This is a genomic window from Pseudomonas sp. H3_E07, from assembly GCF_054668895.1.
In genome coordinates, this window is the sequence record NZ_CP162795.1 from 2,137,151 (window position 1) to 2,153,433 (window position 16,283).

Consider the following 16,283-nt stretch of genomic DNA (forward strand, 5'->3'; position numbering starts at 1 on the left):
CTTTCGCCTTAGAACTGCTCGCGCGGATTAAAAGCAGCTTTCTGCGCCAGCTCCTGCCACAAGGCTTTCACCTCGTCATTGCCTGCCGGTGGCATCACGGCCTTGAGCTGCACGTACAGGAAGCCACGCTGCCCGGCCTTGTTCAACAAGCCATGGCCCTTGGCGCGCATGCGCTGGCCGTTCTGGCTGCCGGCTGGCACCTTGAGGTTGATCTTGCCGGTCAGGGTCGGCACGGCCACTTCCGCGCCCAGCGCCAATTCCCACGGCGCCAGCGGCAGGTTGATGATCAGGTTTTCGCCATCCACTTCAAACTTGGGATGCGGCGCAAACTTGACGATCAGGTACAGGTCACCGTTGGCCCCACCGCCAACACCTGGTGCGCCCTGGCCTTTGAGGCGGATACGCTCACCGTTGACGACACCGGCGGGGATCTTCACGTTCAAGCTCTTGGTGGTGTTGCTCACATGCCGGCCCGAGGCGTCGTATTGCGGCACCTGGAAGCTGATCTGCTTGGACTCGGTTGACAGCGTCTCCTCAAGGAACACCGACAGCTGCATCTCTACGTCCTGGCCTTTACGCCCGGCAGGGCGGCGTTGGCTGCCACCGAAGGCATCGCCACGGGAGCCGAAGATCGAACTGAAAAAGTCCGAGAAATCCTCACCGCCACCGCCGCCGCCAAAGCCCCCACGGCTCTGCCAGCCCGGTGGTCCCTGGAACGGCTGGCCATGCTGGCCGTATTTGCGCAGCTCGTCGTATTCGGCGCGCTTGTCGGCGCTTTTGAGCGCTTCATAGGCTTCGGACGCATCCTTGAACTTGGCTTCGGCGTCTTTTTCCTTGCTCACGTCGGGGTGATATTTGCGCGCGAGCTTGCGATAGGCCGCCTTGATTTCCTTGTCGTCGGCCGTCGGCTCTACGCCCAATATCTTGTAGTAGTCTTTGAAATCCATCGGCGGTTCACCATCCTTAATCGAGATCGCACAGTCCGGGGCACAACGTGCGCTGCATTGCACTTGTTGAGTCTTGTGGCCTGGGTATGCGTCAAAGTGTTATCGGCACTTGCCGTATGCAACAGATGTTGGGGCAAATACCCAACTTTCAAGCGCGATTTAGCGGATAGTCGGCCTACGCATCCGCCTTCGACTGGCATACACTGCGCGGCCGTTTTTCAACCGGAACCCGATAGACATGAAAAACCCATCCCCAGCCCGTGCCTGCGGTATCGACTTTGGCACGTCCAACTCCACCGTCGGCTGGATCCGCCCCGGCGAGGAGACGCTCATCGCGCTGGAGGACGACAAGATCACTCTGCCGTCGGTGGTGTTCTTCAACTTCGAGGAGCGCCGCCCGGTGTACGGTCGCCTGGCGCTGCATGAGTACCTGGAAAACTACGAAGGCCGGCTGATGCGCTCGCTCAAGAGCCTGCTCGGTTCCAAGCTGATCAAGCACGACACCAGCGTGCTCGGCACAGCGATGCCGTTCACCGACCTGCTGGCGCTGTTTATCGGCCAGCTCAAGTGCCGCGCCGAAGCCAATGCCGGCCGCGAGTTCGAAGAAGTGGTGCTGGGCCGCCCGGTGTTTTTCGTCGACGACGACCCGATGGCCGACCAGGAAGCCGAAAACACCCTGGTCGACGTGGCGCGCAAGATCGGTTTCAAGGACATCTCGTTCCAGTACGAGCCGATCGCGGCGGCGTTCGACTACGAGTCCACCATCCAGAAAGAAGAATTGGTACTGATTGTCGACATCGGCGGGGGTACCTCCGACTTTTCCCTGGTACGCCTGTCCCCGGACCGTCGCCACAACGACAACCGCCAGAGCGACATCCTCGCCACCGGCGGCGTGCATATCGGCGGGACCGACTTCGACAAGCAGCTCTCGTTGAACGGCATGATGCCGCTGTTCGGGTACGGCAGCCGCATGAAGAGCGGCGCCTACATGCCCACCAGCCATCACATGAACCTGGCCACCTGGCACACCATCAACTCGGTGTACTCGCAGAAATCCCAGCTGGCGCTGGGCAGCATGCGTTATGACATCGAAGACACCGGGGGCATCGACCGTCTGTTCAAGTTGATCGAGCAGCGCGCCGGCCACTGGTTGGCCATGGAAGTGGAAGAAACCAAGATCCAACTCACCCACGAAGACAGTCGCCATGTGCTGCTGGATCGGGTTGAACCGGGCCTGAGCGTGGAACTGAGCCGGGCGCTGTTCGAGTCGGCCATCGATGGCTTGCTGGAACGCGTGCGCAACAGCGTCACGCAATTGCTCAACGATGCGTCGGTGAGCGTGGCCCAGGTGGACACCGTGTTCTTTACTGGCGGTTCCAGCGGAATCCCGGCGCTGCGCCACAGCATCTCGGCGATGTTGCCGAACGCGCGGCATGTGGAAGGGAATATCTTTGGCAGTATCGGCAGCGGGTTGGCGATTGAAGCCAGTAAGCGCTACGGCTGCTGAGCGTTAGCTTGAACGGCGGTGCGCCCTTCGCGAGCAAGCCCGCTCCCACCTTTGGCTGAGTTCCAACGTTGGAACGCGTTCAAAGGTGGGAGCGGGCTTGCTCGCGAAGGGGCCGGCCCAAGCAACATCAATCTCTAAACCATTCCCCCAAGCTTCAACTCACTCTTGAGATACGCGTAATAAATCGGCCCCGCCACCACGCCGGGTAGCCCAAACGCAGCCTCAAACACCAGCATCGCCAGCAACAACTCCCACGACTTGGCACTGATCTGTCCACCCACAATGCGCGCATTGAGGAAGTACTCGACCTTGTGGATCACGATCAGATACCCGAGTGCCGCCACCGCCACCCAGATCGACAGCGACAGCGCCACGATGGTGATCAGCGTGTTGGACATCAGGTTGCCGATGACGGGCAGCAAGCCGAGCAGGAACGTGAGGACGATCAGGGTTTTGGTCAGCGGCAGGTGAATCCCGCACAGCGGCAGCACCACGGCGAGGAACACGGCGGTGAAGGCGGTGTTGAGCGCGGCGATCTTGATTTGCGCGAAGACAATGTTGCGAAAGGCCTGGACCAACAAGTGCAGACGATCGAACAGCACGGCGGCCAGGGGTTTGCGCTTGGTCAAGTCGGGCACGCGCTGCAGGGCAATGATGGCGCCGAGCACCATGCCGATCAGCAGGGTGACAAACATGTGGGCGGCGTCTTTGCCGACCAGTTGCAGTTCACTCAGGTGCTTGCTCATCCAGTCGCCGATGGCCACGCGGAACTCGGCGGCGCTGGCGGGCAGATAGGCATCGATGAACGGCGGCAACTGGCCGCGCGCGCGGTCGACCACGCCCATGAATTTGTCCAGGGAAGCCCCGGGGTTTTCCGCTTCGTGGAGCAGGAAGCTGATGGCACCGGCGAAGATCAGGGTCAGCACACTGACGATCAAGGTGCCGAGCAGCGCCACCGCCAGCCAGCGCGCGCGCCGGCCTTCGATCAGCCGTTGCAGTTGGGGGGTCAGCATGTTGACCAGCTCGAACACCAACAGACCGGCCAGCAGGCTGGGCAACAATTTGAGCGGCAGCACCAGCAGCAGTCCGCCGAAAATGATGATGTAGCTGGCCAGCAATATCACGTGACGCTGAGAAAACGTTGGCATACAGCCTCAAAACGAACGGCGTTAAAGGATGGGCAGTCTGCCAGCCTTGAAGGAATCAAGCGAGAGGTCTTGGTGTTGCAAACTTGTCAGCGTGGCAACGGGCTTGCTCGCGAAAGCGGGGGTTCAGTCACTGAGGTGTTGAACGAAAAACAGCTTTCGCGAGCAAGCCCGCTCCCACAGGGGATTCGCCTACTCAACTGCCTTTGAGGCAGGTGCTCATGAAGGTTTTGCGCGCATCGCCAGTCAGCGCCTTGGTTTTCGCCGACGCATTGCAATCCTTCATCTTCTGCTGCTGCGGCGTCAGGGTCTTGGCGTCATTGGCCGCCGGGGCGGACAGGCAGGTCTTCATGAAGGCCTTGCGCTCGTCCCCCTTGAGCGTCTTGGTGGTCGCTTCGGCATTGCAGGTGGTCATTTTATTTTGCTGGGCGGTGGCGGCAAAACCTTGGGAACACAGCAGCAGGCCCATCATCAACAACGGAATTCGCAGCATCTTCATGGAGTTTTCTCCCTGTTGCCGTGCAGGAGGGCACGGCCTACCGGGTAGTGTAGTCAAAGCCTGTTACATCTTCACCGACTACGGATATGCGTCCGCCGGTATTGCTCTGGGGTGCAGCCCGCCTGGCGCTGGAACATGGCGATAAAGGCCGAAGCGCTGCTGTAGCCCAGATCAAATGCGACATGTTGCACGCTGCGCTGACTGTCGAGGGCTTCAATGGCCGCCAGGTAGCGCAGGCGCTGGCGCCACTCGCCGAAGCTCATGCCCAGCTCCCGCACAAACAGGCGAGCCAGGGTGCGTTCGCTCACGTGGACTTGCTCTGCCCAGTGAGCCAGGGGGCGATTGTCGGCAGGGTCGGCCTGCAGGCCTTCCAGTACGCCCAGCAGGCCGGGGTGACGGGCGTAAGGCAGGAAGCAATCGTGGATCGGCGCCTGCTTGAGCTGGTCCACCAGCACCTGGGCCAGGCGAATGTCGGCGTCGGTCTGCGGCATGTTCACGTCACGCTGGGCGAAATCGCTGAGGATGGCCTTGAGGATATCGCTGATGGCCAGGGTGCAAGGCTGTTGCGGCAGCCGCTCACAGAGTTCCGGCGCCAGGCCCACCGAGTGATAGACGATCGCCTCGGCATTGTAGGAGCTGTGTTCGGTGTGGGGTGGCACCCACACCGCGTATTGCGGCGGCGACATGAAGCGGTTACCGGCCACTTCCATGCGCATCACGCCGCTGGCCGAATAGTCCAGCGAACCCCAGAAGTGCTGGTGCGGGGTGCACTCGGTGTCGGGCGCGAAATCCGAATAGCGAAAGTACACCGGGCTCGGCAGCCGGGGAAAATCCGGAAGGCGTACGTTGTGCTTGGCCATATTGTCTGGATACAGAGGTGGTTTGTCTGGATCGCAGTATAGGCTTCGATCCAGACAATGGATAATCCTGCCTCATCAACACACTTGGTTCATTTCGATGCAATACGCTTATCCCTTGCTGGCCATTTTCATCTGGGCTGGCAACACCGTCGTCAACAAGCTGGCCGTGGGCGCGCTGTTCCCTGCAGAAATCGGCTTTTACCGCTGGTTGCTGGCGGCGCTGCTGTTTACACCGTTCATGATCAAGCCGGTGATCGCCAACTGGGCGCTGATCCGCCCGAACCTGGGCAAGGTATTCATCCTCGGCGTGCTGGGCATGGCGGTGTACCAGAGCCTGGCGTACTACGCCGCGTCGCTGACCACGGCGACCAACATGGGGATCATCCTGTCGTTGATGCCGTTGATGGCGCTGACGGCGGCGATCATCAGCCTGGGCCAGCGCCTGACCTACGGCGCGCTGACCGGTGCCGTGCTGTCATTTGCCGGCGTCGTGGTGGTGGTCTCCGCCGGCAGCCTCGACGCATTGCTGCAACACGGGGTCAACCTGGGTGACGGCATGATGCTGGTCGCGACACTGGCCTACGCGGTCTACAGCACCCTGCTGAAAAAATGGCAGCTGCGCCTGCCGCCGTTGGTGTTGCTGTATCTGCAGGTGCTGGTGGCGGTGGTGGTGCTGTTCCCGCTGTTCCTGTTCTCCGCGAAAGCGGGCCTTGGCTGGGCGAACATTCCGTTGGTGCTGTATGCGTGCCTGCTGGCCTCGATGTTGGCGCCACTGGCGTGGATGCATTCGGTGAAGACCTTGGGCCCGAGCCGCACCACGCTGTTTTTCAACTTGCTGCCGTTGATCACTGCATTGATCGCCGCCGTAGTGTTGAAGGAAGAGTTGGCGCTGTATCACTTGGTGGGCGGTTTGCTGACCTTGGGTGGGGTCATTCTGTCGGAACGCTGGACCACCCCGGTGCGCTAGACCCCGGCATCCTTCAAGCGCCGGGCATGCTCGAGAAACAGTCGGATAGGCTCGGCGCCCTTGCCCACCAGGCCCAGGGACTGGTTGACGATATCGAAGTGGTCCAGGGCGTAGTCATCGCCGATCACCCATCCCAGGTGCGAGCTGTAGCGTCCGACCATGCCGTCGCACTGGCCCTTTTCACGCACAAAGCTGCGGGCGAACAGGCGGCAACTGCGGTGGGTGCCATCGAACAGGTTGCGACCACGGTCAGTAATGCCCGGCTGTAAAGTGCCGGACCACGAGTAATAACGCACGCCGTTGACCTCTTCTGCCCCCTGCCCACCCCATGTCTGTGGCAACCCCTGTGGATAGTGCTGATTGAACAGCGCCACGCCCGCACTCGTCAGCGAATGATGGGAGGCCTGCAAGTCCGCCTTGAAGCGTGGCCCGCGATAGCCGGTCTCCAACACGCCCATCACCCAGGCGACCAGGTGAAACAGCGCGCTCATGATCCGCCCCTTCACGCCGTCCACTGGGTAATTGAGATGAATGTGGTCCGCCAGCTCGGAGCCATGGTTGGGCCCGGCCACCGACGTGACCGACGCCACCCACTCCGGGCGCTTGGCCGCCGCATACCGCGCGGTGAGCGCGCCCTGGCTGTGACCGATCAGGTTGACCTTGTCGGCCCCCGTTTCACGGCGGATGCGCTCGATCTGCACCAGCAATTGCTCGCCACGTACTTCACTGGAGTCCAGCGGCGCCACCTGCACAGGAAACACCTGTGCGCCACCCGCCTGTAGCGCCGGGACGATGCCGTACCAATAGGGAAACCAAACGAGGCGCACGAACCCGAGCATGCCGGGGACCAGCACCAAGGGGTAACGCGTGGCAAGGGATTGCGGCATGGAGCAGGCGTCCAGGGCGATGGAAGTAATAGGTCCATCCTAGATCAACCGACGTGACCACCCCATGACATCCGGGCTTTTTAGAAGTGCCCAGCCAGGTCATGCAACTGGCGCTCGGCGTCGGCATAGGCACGCTGGAATACGCTCTTGTCCGACTCTTCACCTTCGGCAGCAATCACCCGCACATCCTCGATACCGATATAGCCCAGTACCGTGCGCAGGTGCGGGTCGGCATGGTTCATCCATTCAAACTCGCCACCCGGACCAAAGCCATTGCCGCCCCGGCTGGTGATGATGAGTGCACGTTTGCCCTGGAGCAAAGGCTGATACTGCGCGATGCCCTGGCTGTCTTGAGTGATATCAAAGGTCAGGCCCATGCGCACGATCTGATCAATCCAGGCCTTGAGGCCGCTGGGCACGCCGAAGTTGTACAGGGGCATGGAAATCACCAGGATTTCGTGGTCAATCAACTCTGCGACCAGTTCATCGCTCAGTTGCAGGTCGGCCTTCATCACCTTGGGCATGGATTGCGGTTCGGGGTAGAAATTCGCCGCGACGAACGCTTCGCTGACGTGAGGAATCGACGCTCGACCCACTTCGCGCCGCGTGACCTGCGCGCCAGGGTTGGCGGCCTGCCACACGTCGAGAAAGGATTCGGCCAGGCGCCGCGAGTGGGAACGTTCGCCACGGGGGCTGGCGTGGATAACTAGCATTTTTTTCATCTGTATGACCTTCGCGAGTTAGACTCAGACGGTCTGGATAGCCGTCGTTCTTAAGCGCAAATCTAGAGTCGCTGGGTACTTCCGACAAATGAGCAATAGTTGATCCGGATGAATCCATTTCATCCATGGAGCTGAAATGTTTGCCTCGCTACCCCTCACCGCGCTGCGCACCTTTGAATCGGCGTCGCGCCTGCTCAGTTTCAAGGCTGCCGCCCAGGAACTGTCGGTCACACCCACGGCGGTCTCCCACCAGATCCGCAGCCTGGAAACCTGGCTGGGGGTGCCGCTGTTCGAACGTCTGCCACGCCAGGTGCGCCTGACGGAGTGTGGCGAACGGCTGTTCCACAGCGTGCACGGTGCCCTGCTGGACGTGGCGCAAAGCCTCGACACCCTGCGCCCGCAACGCAGCACCGGGCACCTCACCGTATCCACCACGCCAGCCTTCGCCGCCTTATGGCTGGTGCCACGGTTGGGACGGTTTTACGCCGCACACCCTGGTATCAACCTGCGCCTGGATACGCAGTGTGAAGTCGTCGACTTGCAGCAAGATGCCAGCGTCGATCTGGTGATCCGCTATAGCCTCGATGACTACCCCAACCTCTATGGTTTGTGCTTGTTCGATGAATCTTTTGCGGTATACGGCTCCCCCGAGCAGGTGGTGCTGGCCCAAACGCAAGCTCCCACACTGATCAGCGTGCGCTGGCACAACTCCAAGCTCTACGCGCTGGGCTGGCAAGCCTGGTGCGAGAAGGCTGGGGAACGCTGGTTGCGGGACGCGCCGATATTGCGCGAATACGACGAAGAGCACTACGCGCTGCAAGCAGCCATCGCCGGTCAGGGCCTGGTCCTGGCCAGCAACATTCTGGTATCGGAAAGTCTGGCTTCGGGGTTACTGGTGCCTTACCGGCCCCGGATCAGCGTGGACGGGGCGGGTTACAGCGCGTTGTGCGTACCGGGCCGCGAGCGCCATCCGCCAGTGCGAGCATTCTTCCAGTGGATGCAGGAGGAAGTCAGGCTGTCCGGTCACGCCTTGTAAAATCCGATAAAACTTTTTGTGTTGCGCGGGACTCACAACTTGGAGCGATCACGCCGGCAGAGCGTGGCGCAAAACCGGATTAGTACCAGGAGATTGAGATGACCGAAGCAAACTTGACTGACGTTGCGACCCTGCGCAGCCGCGCCCGCCAGAACGTCGAGAACGGTGCCGTGACCGAAGGCTACGATGCCGACCGCGAAGAAATCATTCGCCTGCTGAACGCCTCGCTGGCCACCGAGCTGGTCTGCGTACTGCGCTACAAGCGCCACTACTTCATGGCCAGTGGCATCAAGGCTGCAGTGGCCGCGCAGGAGTTCCTTGAGCACGCCACCCAGGAAGCCGAACACGCCGACAAACTCGCCGAGCGTATCGTGCAGTTGGGCGGCGAGCCGGAGTTCAACCCGGACCTGCTGTCGAAAAACTCCCACGCGCAATACGTGGCCGGCAAGGACCTCAAGGAAATGGTCTACGAAGACCTGGTCGCCGAGCGGATTGCCGTCGACAGCTACCGCGAAATCATCCAGTACATCGGTGATAAGGACCCAACCACGCGCCGTCTGTTTGAAGAAATCCTGGCTCAGGAAGAAGAGCACGCCGACGACATGGCGGATATTCTCGAAAGCCTGTAGGCCACCCTCGATAGGCGCCGCCAAAAAAGCCCCAAGGGGAGCGACCGCTCCTACTTGGGGCTTTTTTATACGCAATCACTGCGATAGAAACGGGCATCTACCTGTTAGCGTTGACAGTAGACGAGTTACCGTCAACAGGGCTAATGGATATTTCCCTTCAGGCTCCTGCATATCAGACGCGATTTTCATCCCTACCGGAGGCTAGCCTTTTACTGTTTTCGGCGCCTTGCCTTCCTTCATCTGCTGCAGCAACGGCGCGCACTCATTCGGCTCACCACCGCTCGGCGCGACCAATGCCAGCAACCCGGCCGCCGGGCCGGCAACCACACCCAGCGCAACCATGCCCGCGCCCCGCAATGCCAGCGGAATGGCTTTCACACCCGCATTGGGCTTGATGAACGGCCCGTTGACGTACAGCGGTGAGCGCAGGGAGAACAGGCGGAAGCCTTTGGATTCCGGATTGATGGTCAGGTCCAACTGTTCCGTGGCCATGTTCGCCGTGCCCTCGATGTAAATGATGGCGTTCTCGGTATCGAACACAAACAAACGCGTGGTCGCCAGGCCTGTCTTGATACCGAAGTCCGCCGCCGCGCAGTTGATCTTCACTTCCTTGTCGCCAAACAGGCGGCCCACCACGTAGTTGCCCACGTTGAGCCCGGCGATTTCCATCAGGCCACGGCTAATGGCGCCGTCGTTGATCAGCATCTTCAGGTCACCGTTTGAGGTGCCCAGGAGTGCCGCCACGGAGTTGCCACGCCCGGAAATGTCGGCATCGCCGTTGAGTTCACCGAAGCTGGTTTTCATCGGTTCGAAGGTCGGGAACAGCTGCTTGAGCTTGAAGTTGCGCGCAGTGAGTTTGGCGCGACCTTCCATTGGCGTGATACGGCCGTTGAGGCGAATCTGCGCGTCCAGCTTGCCGCCGGCGACGCCGAAACGCAGGGGTTCGAGGCTCAGCTCGCCATCATTGAGCACCAGGTGGGTGTAGAGGTCGGTGAAGGGCAAATCGGCACTGTGCACGATGCGCTTGCCGGTGAACTCCACATCGGCATCCATGACACGCCAGCGCTCGGTGCGAAACTCTTCCACCGGCAACACTTTGGTCGCCGGTTGTTTGCTGTCACCGCCACGGGCTTTTTGTTTGGCGTTGGAGTCGGCGCCGATCAGCGGTGCGAGGTCGGTCATCAGCAGTTGGTTGGACACCAAGGCGCCACTGAGCTTGGGCCGTGGCTGGCTGGCGACGTAGGCGAGGTTGCCGTGGATGTCGCTGTTGCCGATCTTGCCGTTGAAATTTTCATAGCGGAACGAAGCGCCGTTGGGCTCGTGCAGCTTCGCGATGAGATGACCGTCGGTGGAATAGGCTGGCGAATCTGGCAGGGTCACGCCGGTCAGTGGGTAGAGATTGCCCAGACTGGAACCGGCGAGTTTCAGGCGCAGGTCGAGCGCGCCGAGGTTCATCGGGTCGGTCAGCGTGCCGGCCAGGGCGATGCGGGTGTCGCCAATGTTGACCTGGGCTTGCAGCGGGAACGGCTTGGCCGCGTCCTGCAGGGCCAGCAGGCCACCAATCTTGCCGCTGCCGTCGAGCTTCTGGCCGTGGTACTGACCTTTGACCTTGAGGCCGAACGCATAGTCCTGCGGGGCGGAGCCTTTTTCCAAGGCCTTCTTGGCATCAGCGTCGCCGACGATTTCGCCGAAGGGAATGGGTTTGCCCAGCGGGTCGATGATCACATCCAATTGAGTCTTTAGAGTCTGGTCGTCGAGGGTCACGTGGCCCTTATCGAAGCCGATGGCACCGATGTCCACCACCCAGTTGGAAGGCTCGGCGTTTGGGTCCTTGGGGTCGAACTTGAAGGTCCAGTTGGCGCGGCCATCGCTCAGGCGCTGCAATTGCGCGCTCGGCTCGGTGAGATCGATACGCGGGATCACCACACGCTGCACCAGCAACGCCAGGGGAGAAATGCGCAGTTCCACCTTCTTGAGGGTGACCATCTGCGGGTTCTTAGACCAGTCCGGGTTGCCCAGGGTCAGGTCTTCGGCAATCACATGAGGCCATGGTACCCAGGCGCGCCAGCCGCCTTCATCGGGTTCACGCGCCCACACCACCGCCAGGTTGCCGTTGATGGCAAATGGCCGATGCAGTTCTTCAGAAACCTTGGCATTGAGGGGCGGCTTGATGCGGTTCCAGTCAAAGAACACCAGGACCAACACCGCCACAGCGATTAACAGAGCGAAGCTGGCGCAGCTCCAAGCGACAATTTTACGAGTGCGCGTCATTGCACAGGACTCCTGAATACGACTGGCTGGGTGACAGCCCTTTAAGACAGTTTATAGAACTCCGACTGGCAAACCGCCTGGGGGTTTAACCCAATCCCCGATTTGCCTGGAAAAACCTCAATTTCTGACCAACTCGACAGATTCGGCCTACGACGGCGCACCATTGTTACCCACGAACGTGTCGAAAATACCCACCCCGGTGCAAAACCGCGTGCTTGAGAGGCCCGTTCTAGAGCCTCCGCCTAGAACAATCAATTCTGTTGATTATTACCATTGTGTTTATGAACTTTTATATCGACTTATCGAGAGTAGCATTAGCCCTGTACCCACTTTATCGCCCTCCCAAGGAGCAACCCATCATGAAACGCCAACTACTCGCTACCGCCCTGTTATCTATCCTGGCTTCCAGTGCCTTCGCCCTGCCAGCCGCCGAACAGGCCACACCCCAAGTCAAAGCTGACGCCATTCATTTCAGCCAGACCGTCGCTCGCAGCGGTTCGCAAGAAGACGAGAACCGTGACTACGCCAAAGGCGCTGTCGCTGAAAATGGTTCGGAACACGCCAACAAACGCGCTTACACCGAAGGCCTGACCGAAAACGGCCGCAACCGCCTGGAAGAAAAAGGCCTGGTTGAAGGTGGTGCTGATCGCCTGCTGGAGCGCAATGCTGTTGCCGAAGGTGGCCGTGATCGTCTGGAACAGAAAGGTCTGGTCGAAGGCGGTGCAGAACAAGCCAACAAACGCGCCTACACCGAAGGCGTTGCTGAAGGCGGTGCTGACCGTCTGCAAGAACTGCATCAAGCACAGAGCTAACCCCGTGGTGGCCGAGAAAAAAGCCCGATCTGTCGATCGGGCTTTTGCTTTCCTGTAGATCGCGTCACGCCCTTCCCCGCCAAGTTCGACGCCAACAGAACTGTTTTGCTAGAGTGCGTCGCTGTACTCGCCGACAAAGCCCGCCCGCCCATGCTGCCCCGCGCCGAACAGAAGCAACAGACCCGCCTCGCCCTGATGGACGCAGCCCGCCATCTGATGGAGTGTGGCCGTGGGTTTGGCAGCCTGAGCCTGCGCGAAGTGGCAAAAACGGCTGGTATCGTGCCCACCGGTTTCTATCGGCATTTTGCCGACATGGACCAATTGGGACTCGTGCTGGTGAGTGAAGTCGGCCAGACCTTCCGCGCCACGATCCGTCTGGTGCGCCACAACGAATTCGTGATGGGCGGCATTATCGATGCCTCCGTGCGGATCTTTCTCGACGTGGTCTCGGCCAACCGTTCGCAATTCCTGTTCCTGGCCCGCGAGCAATACGGCGGCTGCCTGGCGGTGCGCCAGGCGATCGGTGCATTGCGTGAAGACATCACCCGCGACCTGGCGGCCGACCTGACGCTCATGCCAAAACTGCAGCACCTGGATGCCGAAGGTCTGCATGTGATGGCCGACCTGATCGTCAAAAGTGTGTTCGCCACCCTTCCCGACATCATCGACCCACCGGCCCAGGCGCTGCCTGAACACCTCACGCCCCAGGCAAAAATCACCCAGCAATTGCGCTTTATCTTTATCGGCTTGAAGCACTGGCAGGGTTTGGGCAGCACCGAGTAAAGCCATCACCCTGCCGTGTGGAAACGCTTGGCGGTGGTGTAATTCTTGTTCCAGTAGCTGTTGCTCAATGAGTCGATGCGGATGTGCTTGCCTGCGCGGGGTGAATGGATAAATTTGCCCTCGCCTATATAAAGGCCCACATGGCTGACTTGTCCGCCCCCATTTCCTTTGAAAAACACCGCATCACCCGCCTTGAGCGCATTGCGCCTGATAGTGGCTGCTGTTGACCGCTGCATGGCCGCAGTGGTGCGCGGTAACTGGATATTGGCTTCGGTCTTGAACAGATAGACCAGCAGGCTGCTGCAATCAAAACCCTGGTCCGCCGAGGTGCCACCCCACTTGTAAGGCGTACCCAGCAGTTCGTGGGCGCGGTCGACCACATCCTCGATAGACGCTTGCTTCAGCGAAGTGCTGAAGGACGGATGGGACTTCAAATTCGCGGAAGCCGATGAAAGCGCGAGAGATAGGCTGACAATAACCAGGCAACAAAATGATTTGAACATGATGAACGTCGCAGTGAATTAAACACGGCGCACAGCCTAATGATCTCGCAGGTAAGGTGATGAACGCCGATTCCCCATAACGTGTAGGGAAAATCCGAAAATGCCCATCACGCGTGCAACACGCAACATTGCGCACCACTTTGGCGCACGTCGAGCATTTTTCCTCGCCCTGTTTAGTGGCATGCCGCGCTTGCCTACAGGCAATTCCTACTCCCCATCGAGGTTGGCAAGCCCCTTGCTCTAGCTGCTTCATCGCTCATAGCTGGAAGCTTCCTGATGCTGGTGATCCACCGCCGAATCGCCCCCCAAGCCCTCTGGTCCGCCGAGTTGCTGCTGAACTTCGAAGCCCGCAGCAAAAGCCGCCTGCGCTGTTTCAGTGCCGACGGTGAAGACGTCGGCCTTTTCCTGGAGCGCGGCCAGCCACCGCTGCACGATGGCGAATTCCTACAGGCCGAGGACGGACGAGTCGTACGCGTGTGCGCCCGGCCTGAACACCTGCTGCACGTCACCTGCAGCAGCGCATTTGAACTGACGCGTGCGGCGTATCACCTGGGTAACCGCCATGTGGCATTGCAGGTCGGCGATGGCTGGTTGCGCCTGCTCGATGACTATGTGCTCAAGGCCATGCTCGAACAACTGGGCGCGCAGACAGCAACCATCGAGGCGCCGTTCCAGCCGGAACATGGCGCCTACGGCGGCGGACACCACCACTCGCGCCATGGCGATGAAGATTTCAACTACCCGCCCAAGCTGCACCAGTTCGGCGTGCGTCTATGAACCCAGCCTGGGCGCTGTTGCGTCTGGCCAGTCCGCAATTGCCGATTGGCGGCTACAGCTATTCCCAGGGCCTGGAAATGGCGGTGGAGAACGGTCGCGTCAGCGATGCTGCCAGTGCGCGACGCTGGATCAGCGATCAGTTGCTGCTCAACCTGGCGCGCTTTGAAGCCCCGGTGTTGCTCGCCCACTGCCAAGCGGCGGTCGATGCTGACTGGCCGCGTCTGACCCAGCTGTGCGAGGCACATCGCGCCAGCCGTGAGACCCGCGAGCTGTATCAAGAGAGCCGGCAGATGGGCTACTCCCTGCAACAACTGCTCAACGGCCTGCCGGAACTGGATGAAGCCGCCCGTGCCGTCCTTCAAGCGTGCTCCGAACCGCATTTGGCGTTGGGCTGGGCCCTGGCCTCACGCGCCTGGCACATCAGCCCCGCCGATGCCCTCGCCGCCTGGCTGTGGAGCTGGCTGGAAAACCAATTGGCCGTGCTAATGAAAACCTTGCCCCTCGGCCAGCAAGCCGCCCAGCGCCTGACCAGCGAATTGCTGCCGTTGCTGCAACAAGCCCAGCAGGACGCCAGTCGCATCGACCCCCACCATTTCGGCAGCGCCGCGTTCGGCCTGTCCCTGGCATGCATGGCCCACGAGCGCCAGTACAGCCGCCTATTCCGTTCCTAGGAGAAAAGCACATATGAACACCCAACCTTTGCGTGTCGGTATCGGCGGCCCGGTGGGCTCCGGCAAGACAGCCCTGACCCTGGCCCTGTGCCTCGCGCTGCGTGATCGCTACAACTTGGCGGTGGTCACCAACGACATCTACACCCGCGAAGATGCGGACTTCCTGGTGCGCAACCAGGCCCTCGCGCCGGAGCGCATCATCGGCGTGGAAACTGGCGGCTGCCCGCACACGGCGATCCGTGAAGACGCCTCGATCAACCTGGAAGCCGTCGACCAGCTCAACCGCCGCTTCCCTGGACTCGACCTGATCCTGGTGGAGTCCGGCGGCGACAACCTCTCGGCCACCTTCAGCCCGGAGCTGTCGGACCTGACCATCTACGTGATCGACGTGTCCGCCGGCGACAAGCTGCCGCGCAAGGGCGGACCTGGCATCTGCAAATCCGACCTGCTGGTGATCAACAAGATCGACCTGGCGCCCTTGGTCGGCGCGTCGCTGGAGCTGATGAACAGCGACACCACCCGCATGCGCAACGGCAAACCCTTTGTGTTCAGCAACCAGAAAACCGGGGTCGGCCTGGAGGACATCGTCGCCTTCATCGAACGCCAAGGCCTGCTGACCGCCGCCTGATCAACCCTTAAGGAACCTGTCCATGAGCCTCAAGAAACTCTTCACCGCCGCCGCCCTGCTGCTGGCCCCAGCCCTGGCCTTCGCTCACCCTGGCCATGGCGACAACGGCCTGGTGGCCGGTATCAGCCACCCCCTGAGTGGCATCGACCACTTGCTGGCGATGGTCGCCGTCGGTTTGTGGGCCGCCCAACAAAAAGGCGCCGCCCGTTGGGCCCTGCCCTGCACGTTCGTCGGCACCATGTTGATAGGCGGCGTACTGGGTTTTGAAGGCCTGGCGTTGCCGGCATTGGAAAGCGGGATTGCTGCGTCGGTGCTGGCCCTGGGCCTGGCGGTGGCACTGGCGGTGCGGCCGCCGCTGTTCATGGCTGTGGGGGCGACGGCGTTGTTCGCACTGTTCCACGGTGTGGCGCATGGTTTGGAGCTGCCGGACATGTCCAGCCCGTGGGCGTATGCAGCCGGGTTTGTCGGTGCAACCGCGGTGCTGCACGCGGCCGGTTATGCGGTGGTGCGCTTTCTGCCGGCGGCAGCGGCGCCGTTGGTGCGGATTGCCGGGGCAGCTTCGGCGGCGACTGGGGTTTGGTTGCTCGCTGGCTGATTTGCAGCGCTGCTGAAGGCTCCTTCGCGAGCAAGCCCGCTCCC

18 protein-coding genes are annotated in these 16,283 nt (G+C 60.9%); 10 read left to right on the top strand and 8 right to left on the bottom strand.

Annotation, left to right across the window (positions count from 1 at the left end):
- Positions 1–8: 8 nt before the first annotated feature.
- Positions 9–947, bottom strand: coding sequence for a DnaJ C-terminal domain-containing protein (locus tag AB4O08_RS09780; RefSeq protein WP_137205744.1), 939 nt, complete (start codon positions 945–947; stop codon positions 9–11).
- A 238-nt stretch (positions 948–1,185) separates the two neighbouring features.
- Here AB4O08_RS09780 and AB4O08_RS09785 point away from each other — a divergent pair, with 238 nt between their 5' ends.
- Entirely contained in the window at positions 1,186–2,454 is a 1,269-nt protein-coding gene (locus tag AB4O08_RS09785) for an Hsp70 family protein (RefSeq protein WP_044286563.1), read from the top strand.
- 134 nt (positions 2,455–2,588) lie between these two features.
- On the opposite strand, the gene AB4O08_RS09790 is transcribed toward AB4O08_RS09785, so the two are convergent.
- From AB4O08_RS09790 to AB4O08_RS09800, 3 genes are all read right to left on the bottom strand, one after another.
- A complete protein-coding gene (locus AB4O08_RS09790; RefSeq protein WP_010213545.1) occupies positions 2,589–3,602 on the bottom strand; it encodes an AI-2E family transporter in 1,014 nt (337 codons plus the stop codon).
- A 193-nt stretch (positions 3,603–3,795) separates the two neighbouring features.
- Positions 3,796–4,098: a PsiF family protein gene (locus AB4O08_RS09795; RefSeq protein ID WP_010213547.1), complete on the bottom strand. Its 303-nt coding sequence runs from the start codon at positions 4,096–4,098 to the stop codon at positions 3,796–3,798.
- Between the two features lie 71 nt (positions 4,099–4,169).
- Positions 4,170–4,958, bottom strand: a complete 789-nt coding sequence (locus tag AB4O08_RS09800) for an AraC family transcriptional regulator (protein ID WP_010213548.1) — start codon at positions 4,956–4,958, stop codon at positions 4,170–4,172.
- 97 nt (positions 4,959–5,055) lie between these two features.
- Between AB4O08_RS09800 and AB4O08_RS09805 the strand changes: the two genes are divergently transcribed.
- Positions 5,056–5,925, top strand: coding sequence for a DMT family transporter (locus tag AB4O08_RS09805; RefSeq protein ID WP_010213549.1), 870 nt, complete (start codon positions 5,056–5,058; stop codon positions 5,923–5,925).
- On the opposite strand, the gene AB4O08_RS09810 is transcribed toward AB4O08_RS09805, so the two are convergent.
- A complete protein-coding gene (locus AB4O08_RS09810; RefSeq protein WP_045791353.1) occupies positions 5,922–6,812 on the bottom strand; it encodes an esterase/lipase family protein in 891 nt (296 codons plus the stop codon). The two genes, AB4O08_RS09805 and AB4O08_RS09810, sit on opposite strands and share 4 nt — an antisense overlap.
- 80 nt (positions 6,813–6,892) lie before the next feature.
- Entirely contained in the window at positions 6,893–7,534 is a 642-nt protein-coding gene (locus AB4O08_RS09815; RefSeq protein ID WP_021493231.1) for an FMN-dependent NADH-azoreductase, read from the bottom strand.
- A gap of 136 nt (positions 7,535–7,670) precedes the next feature.
- Between AB4O08_RS09815 and AB4O08_RS09820 the strand changes: the two genes are divergently transcribed.
- Both AB4O08_RS09820 and AB4O08_RS09825 read left to right on the top strand, forming a co-directional pair.
- Positions 7,671–8,570: a LysR substrate-binding domain-containing protein gene (locus tag AB4O08_RS09820; RefSeq protein WP_021493232.1), complete on the top strand. Its 900-nt coding sequence runs from the start codon at positions 7,671–7,673 to the stop codon at positions 8,568–8,570.
- A gap of 98 nt (positions 8,571–8,668) precedes the next feature.
- Entirely contained in the window at positions 8,669–9,199 is a 531-nt protein-coding gene (locus AB4O08_RS09825) for a ferritin-like domain-containing protein (protein WP_010213553.1), read from the top strand.
- 201 nt (positions 9,200–9,400) lie between these two features.
- On the opposite strand, the gene AB4O08_RS09830 is transcribed toward AB4O08_RS09825, so the two are convergent.
- The gene (locus AB4O08_RS09830; protein WP_010213555.1) at positions 9,401–11,470 is read right to left on the bottom strand and encodes an AsmA family protein; all 2,070 of its coding nucleotides are present in this window, start codon (positions 11,468–11,470) and stop codon (positions 9,401–9,403) included.
- A gap of 359 nt (positions 11,471–11,829) precedes the next feature.
- Here AB4O08_RS09830 and AB4O08_RS09835 point away from each other — a divergent pair, with 359 nt between their 5' ends.
- Both AB4O08_RS09835 and AB4O08_RS09840 read left to right on the top strand, forming a co-directional pair.
- A complete protein-coding gene (locus tag AB4O08_RS09835) occupies positions 11,830–12,282 on the top strand; it encodes a hypothetical protein (RefSeq protein ID WP_010213556.1) in 453 nt (150 codons plus the stop codon).
- A gap of 150 nt (positions 12,283–12,432) precedes the next feature.
- The gene (locus AB4O08_RS09840; RefSeq protein WP_010213557.1) at positions 12,433–13,065 is read left to right on the top strand and encodes a TetR family transcriptional regulator; all 633 of its coding nucleotides are present in this window, start codon (positions 12,433–12,435) and stop codon (positions 13,063–13,065) included.
- A 5-nt stretch (positions 13,066–13,070) separates the two neighbouring features.
- Here the strand turns inward: AB4O08_RS09840 and AB4O08_RS09845 are convergent, their stop codons facing one another.
- Entirely contained in the window at positions 13,071–13,568 is a 498-nt protein-coding gene (locus AB4O08_RS09845; RefSeq protein WP_021493234.1) for a C40 family peptidase, read from the bottom strand.
- Positions 13,569–13,844: 276 nt separating this feature from the next.
- On the opposite strand from AB4O08_RS09845, the gene ureE reads away from it, so the two are divergent.
- From ureE to AB4O08_RS09865, 4 genes are read left to right on the top strand one after another with little or no spacing between them, the layout of a single operon-like run.
- Positions 13,845–14,345: an urease accessory protein UreE gene (gene ureE / locus AB4O08_RS09850; protein WP_047544041.1), complete on the top strand. Its 501-nt coding sequence runs from the start codon at positions 13,845–13,847 to the stop codon at positions 14,343–14,345.
- Entirely contained in the window at positions 14,342–15,016 is a 675-nt protein-coding gene (locus AB4O08_RS09855) for an urease accessory protein UreF (protein ID WP_460114839.1), read from the top strand. Before ureE ends, AB4O08_RS09855 begins: the two co-directional genes overlap by 4 nt.
- A 13-nt stretch (positions 15,017–15,029) precedes the next feature.
- Complete coding sequence (gene ureG / locus AB4O08_RS09860) at positions 15,030–15,644, top strand: urease accessory protein UreG (RefSeq protein WP_010213562.1); 615 nt, start codon at positions 15,030–15,032, stop codon at positions 15,642–15,644.
- A gap of 22 nt (positions 15,645–15,666) precedes the next feature.
- Positions 15,667–16,239: a HupE/UreJ family protein gene (locus tag AB4O08_RS09865; RefSeq protein ID WP_021493235.1), complete on the top strand. Its 573-nt coding sequence runs from the start codon at positions 15,667–15,669 to the stop codon at positions 16,237–16,239.
- Positions 16,240–16,283 lie beyond the last annotated feature (44 nt).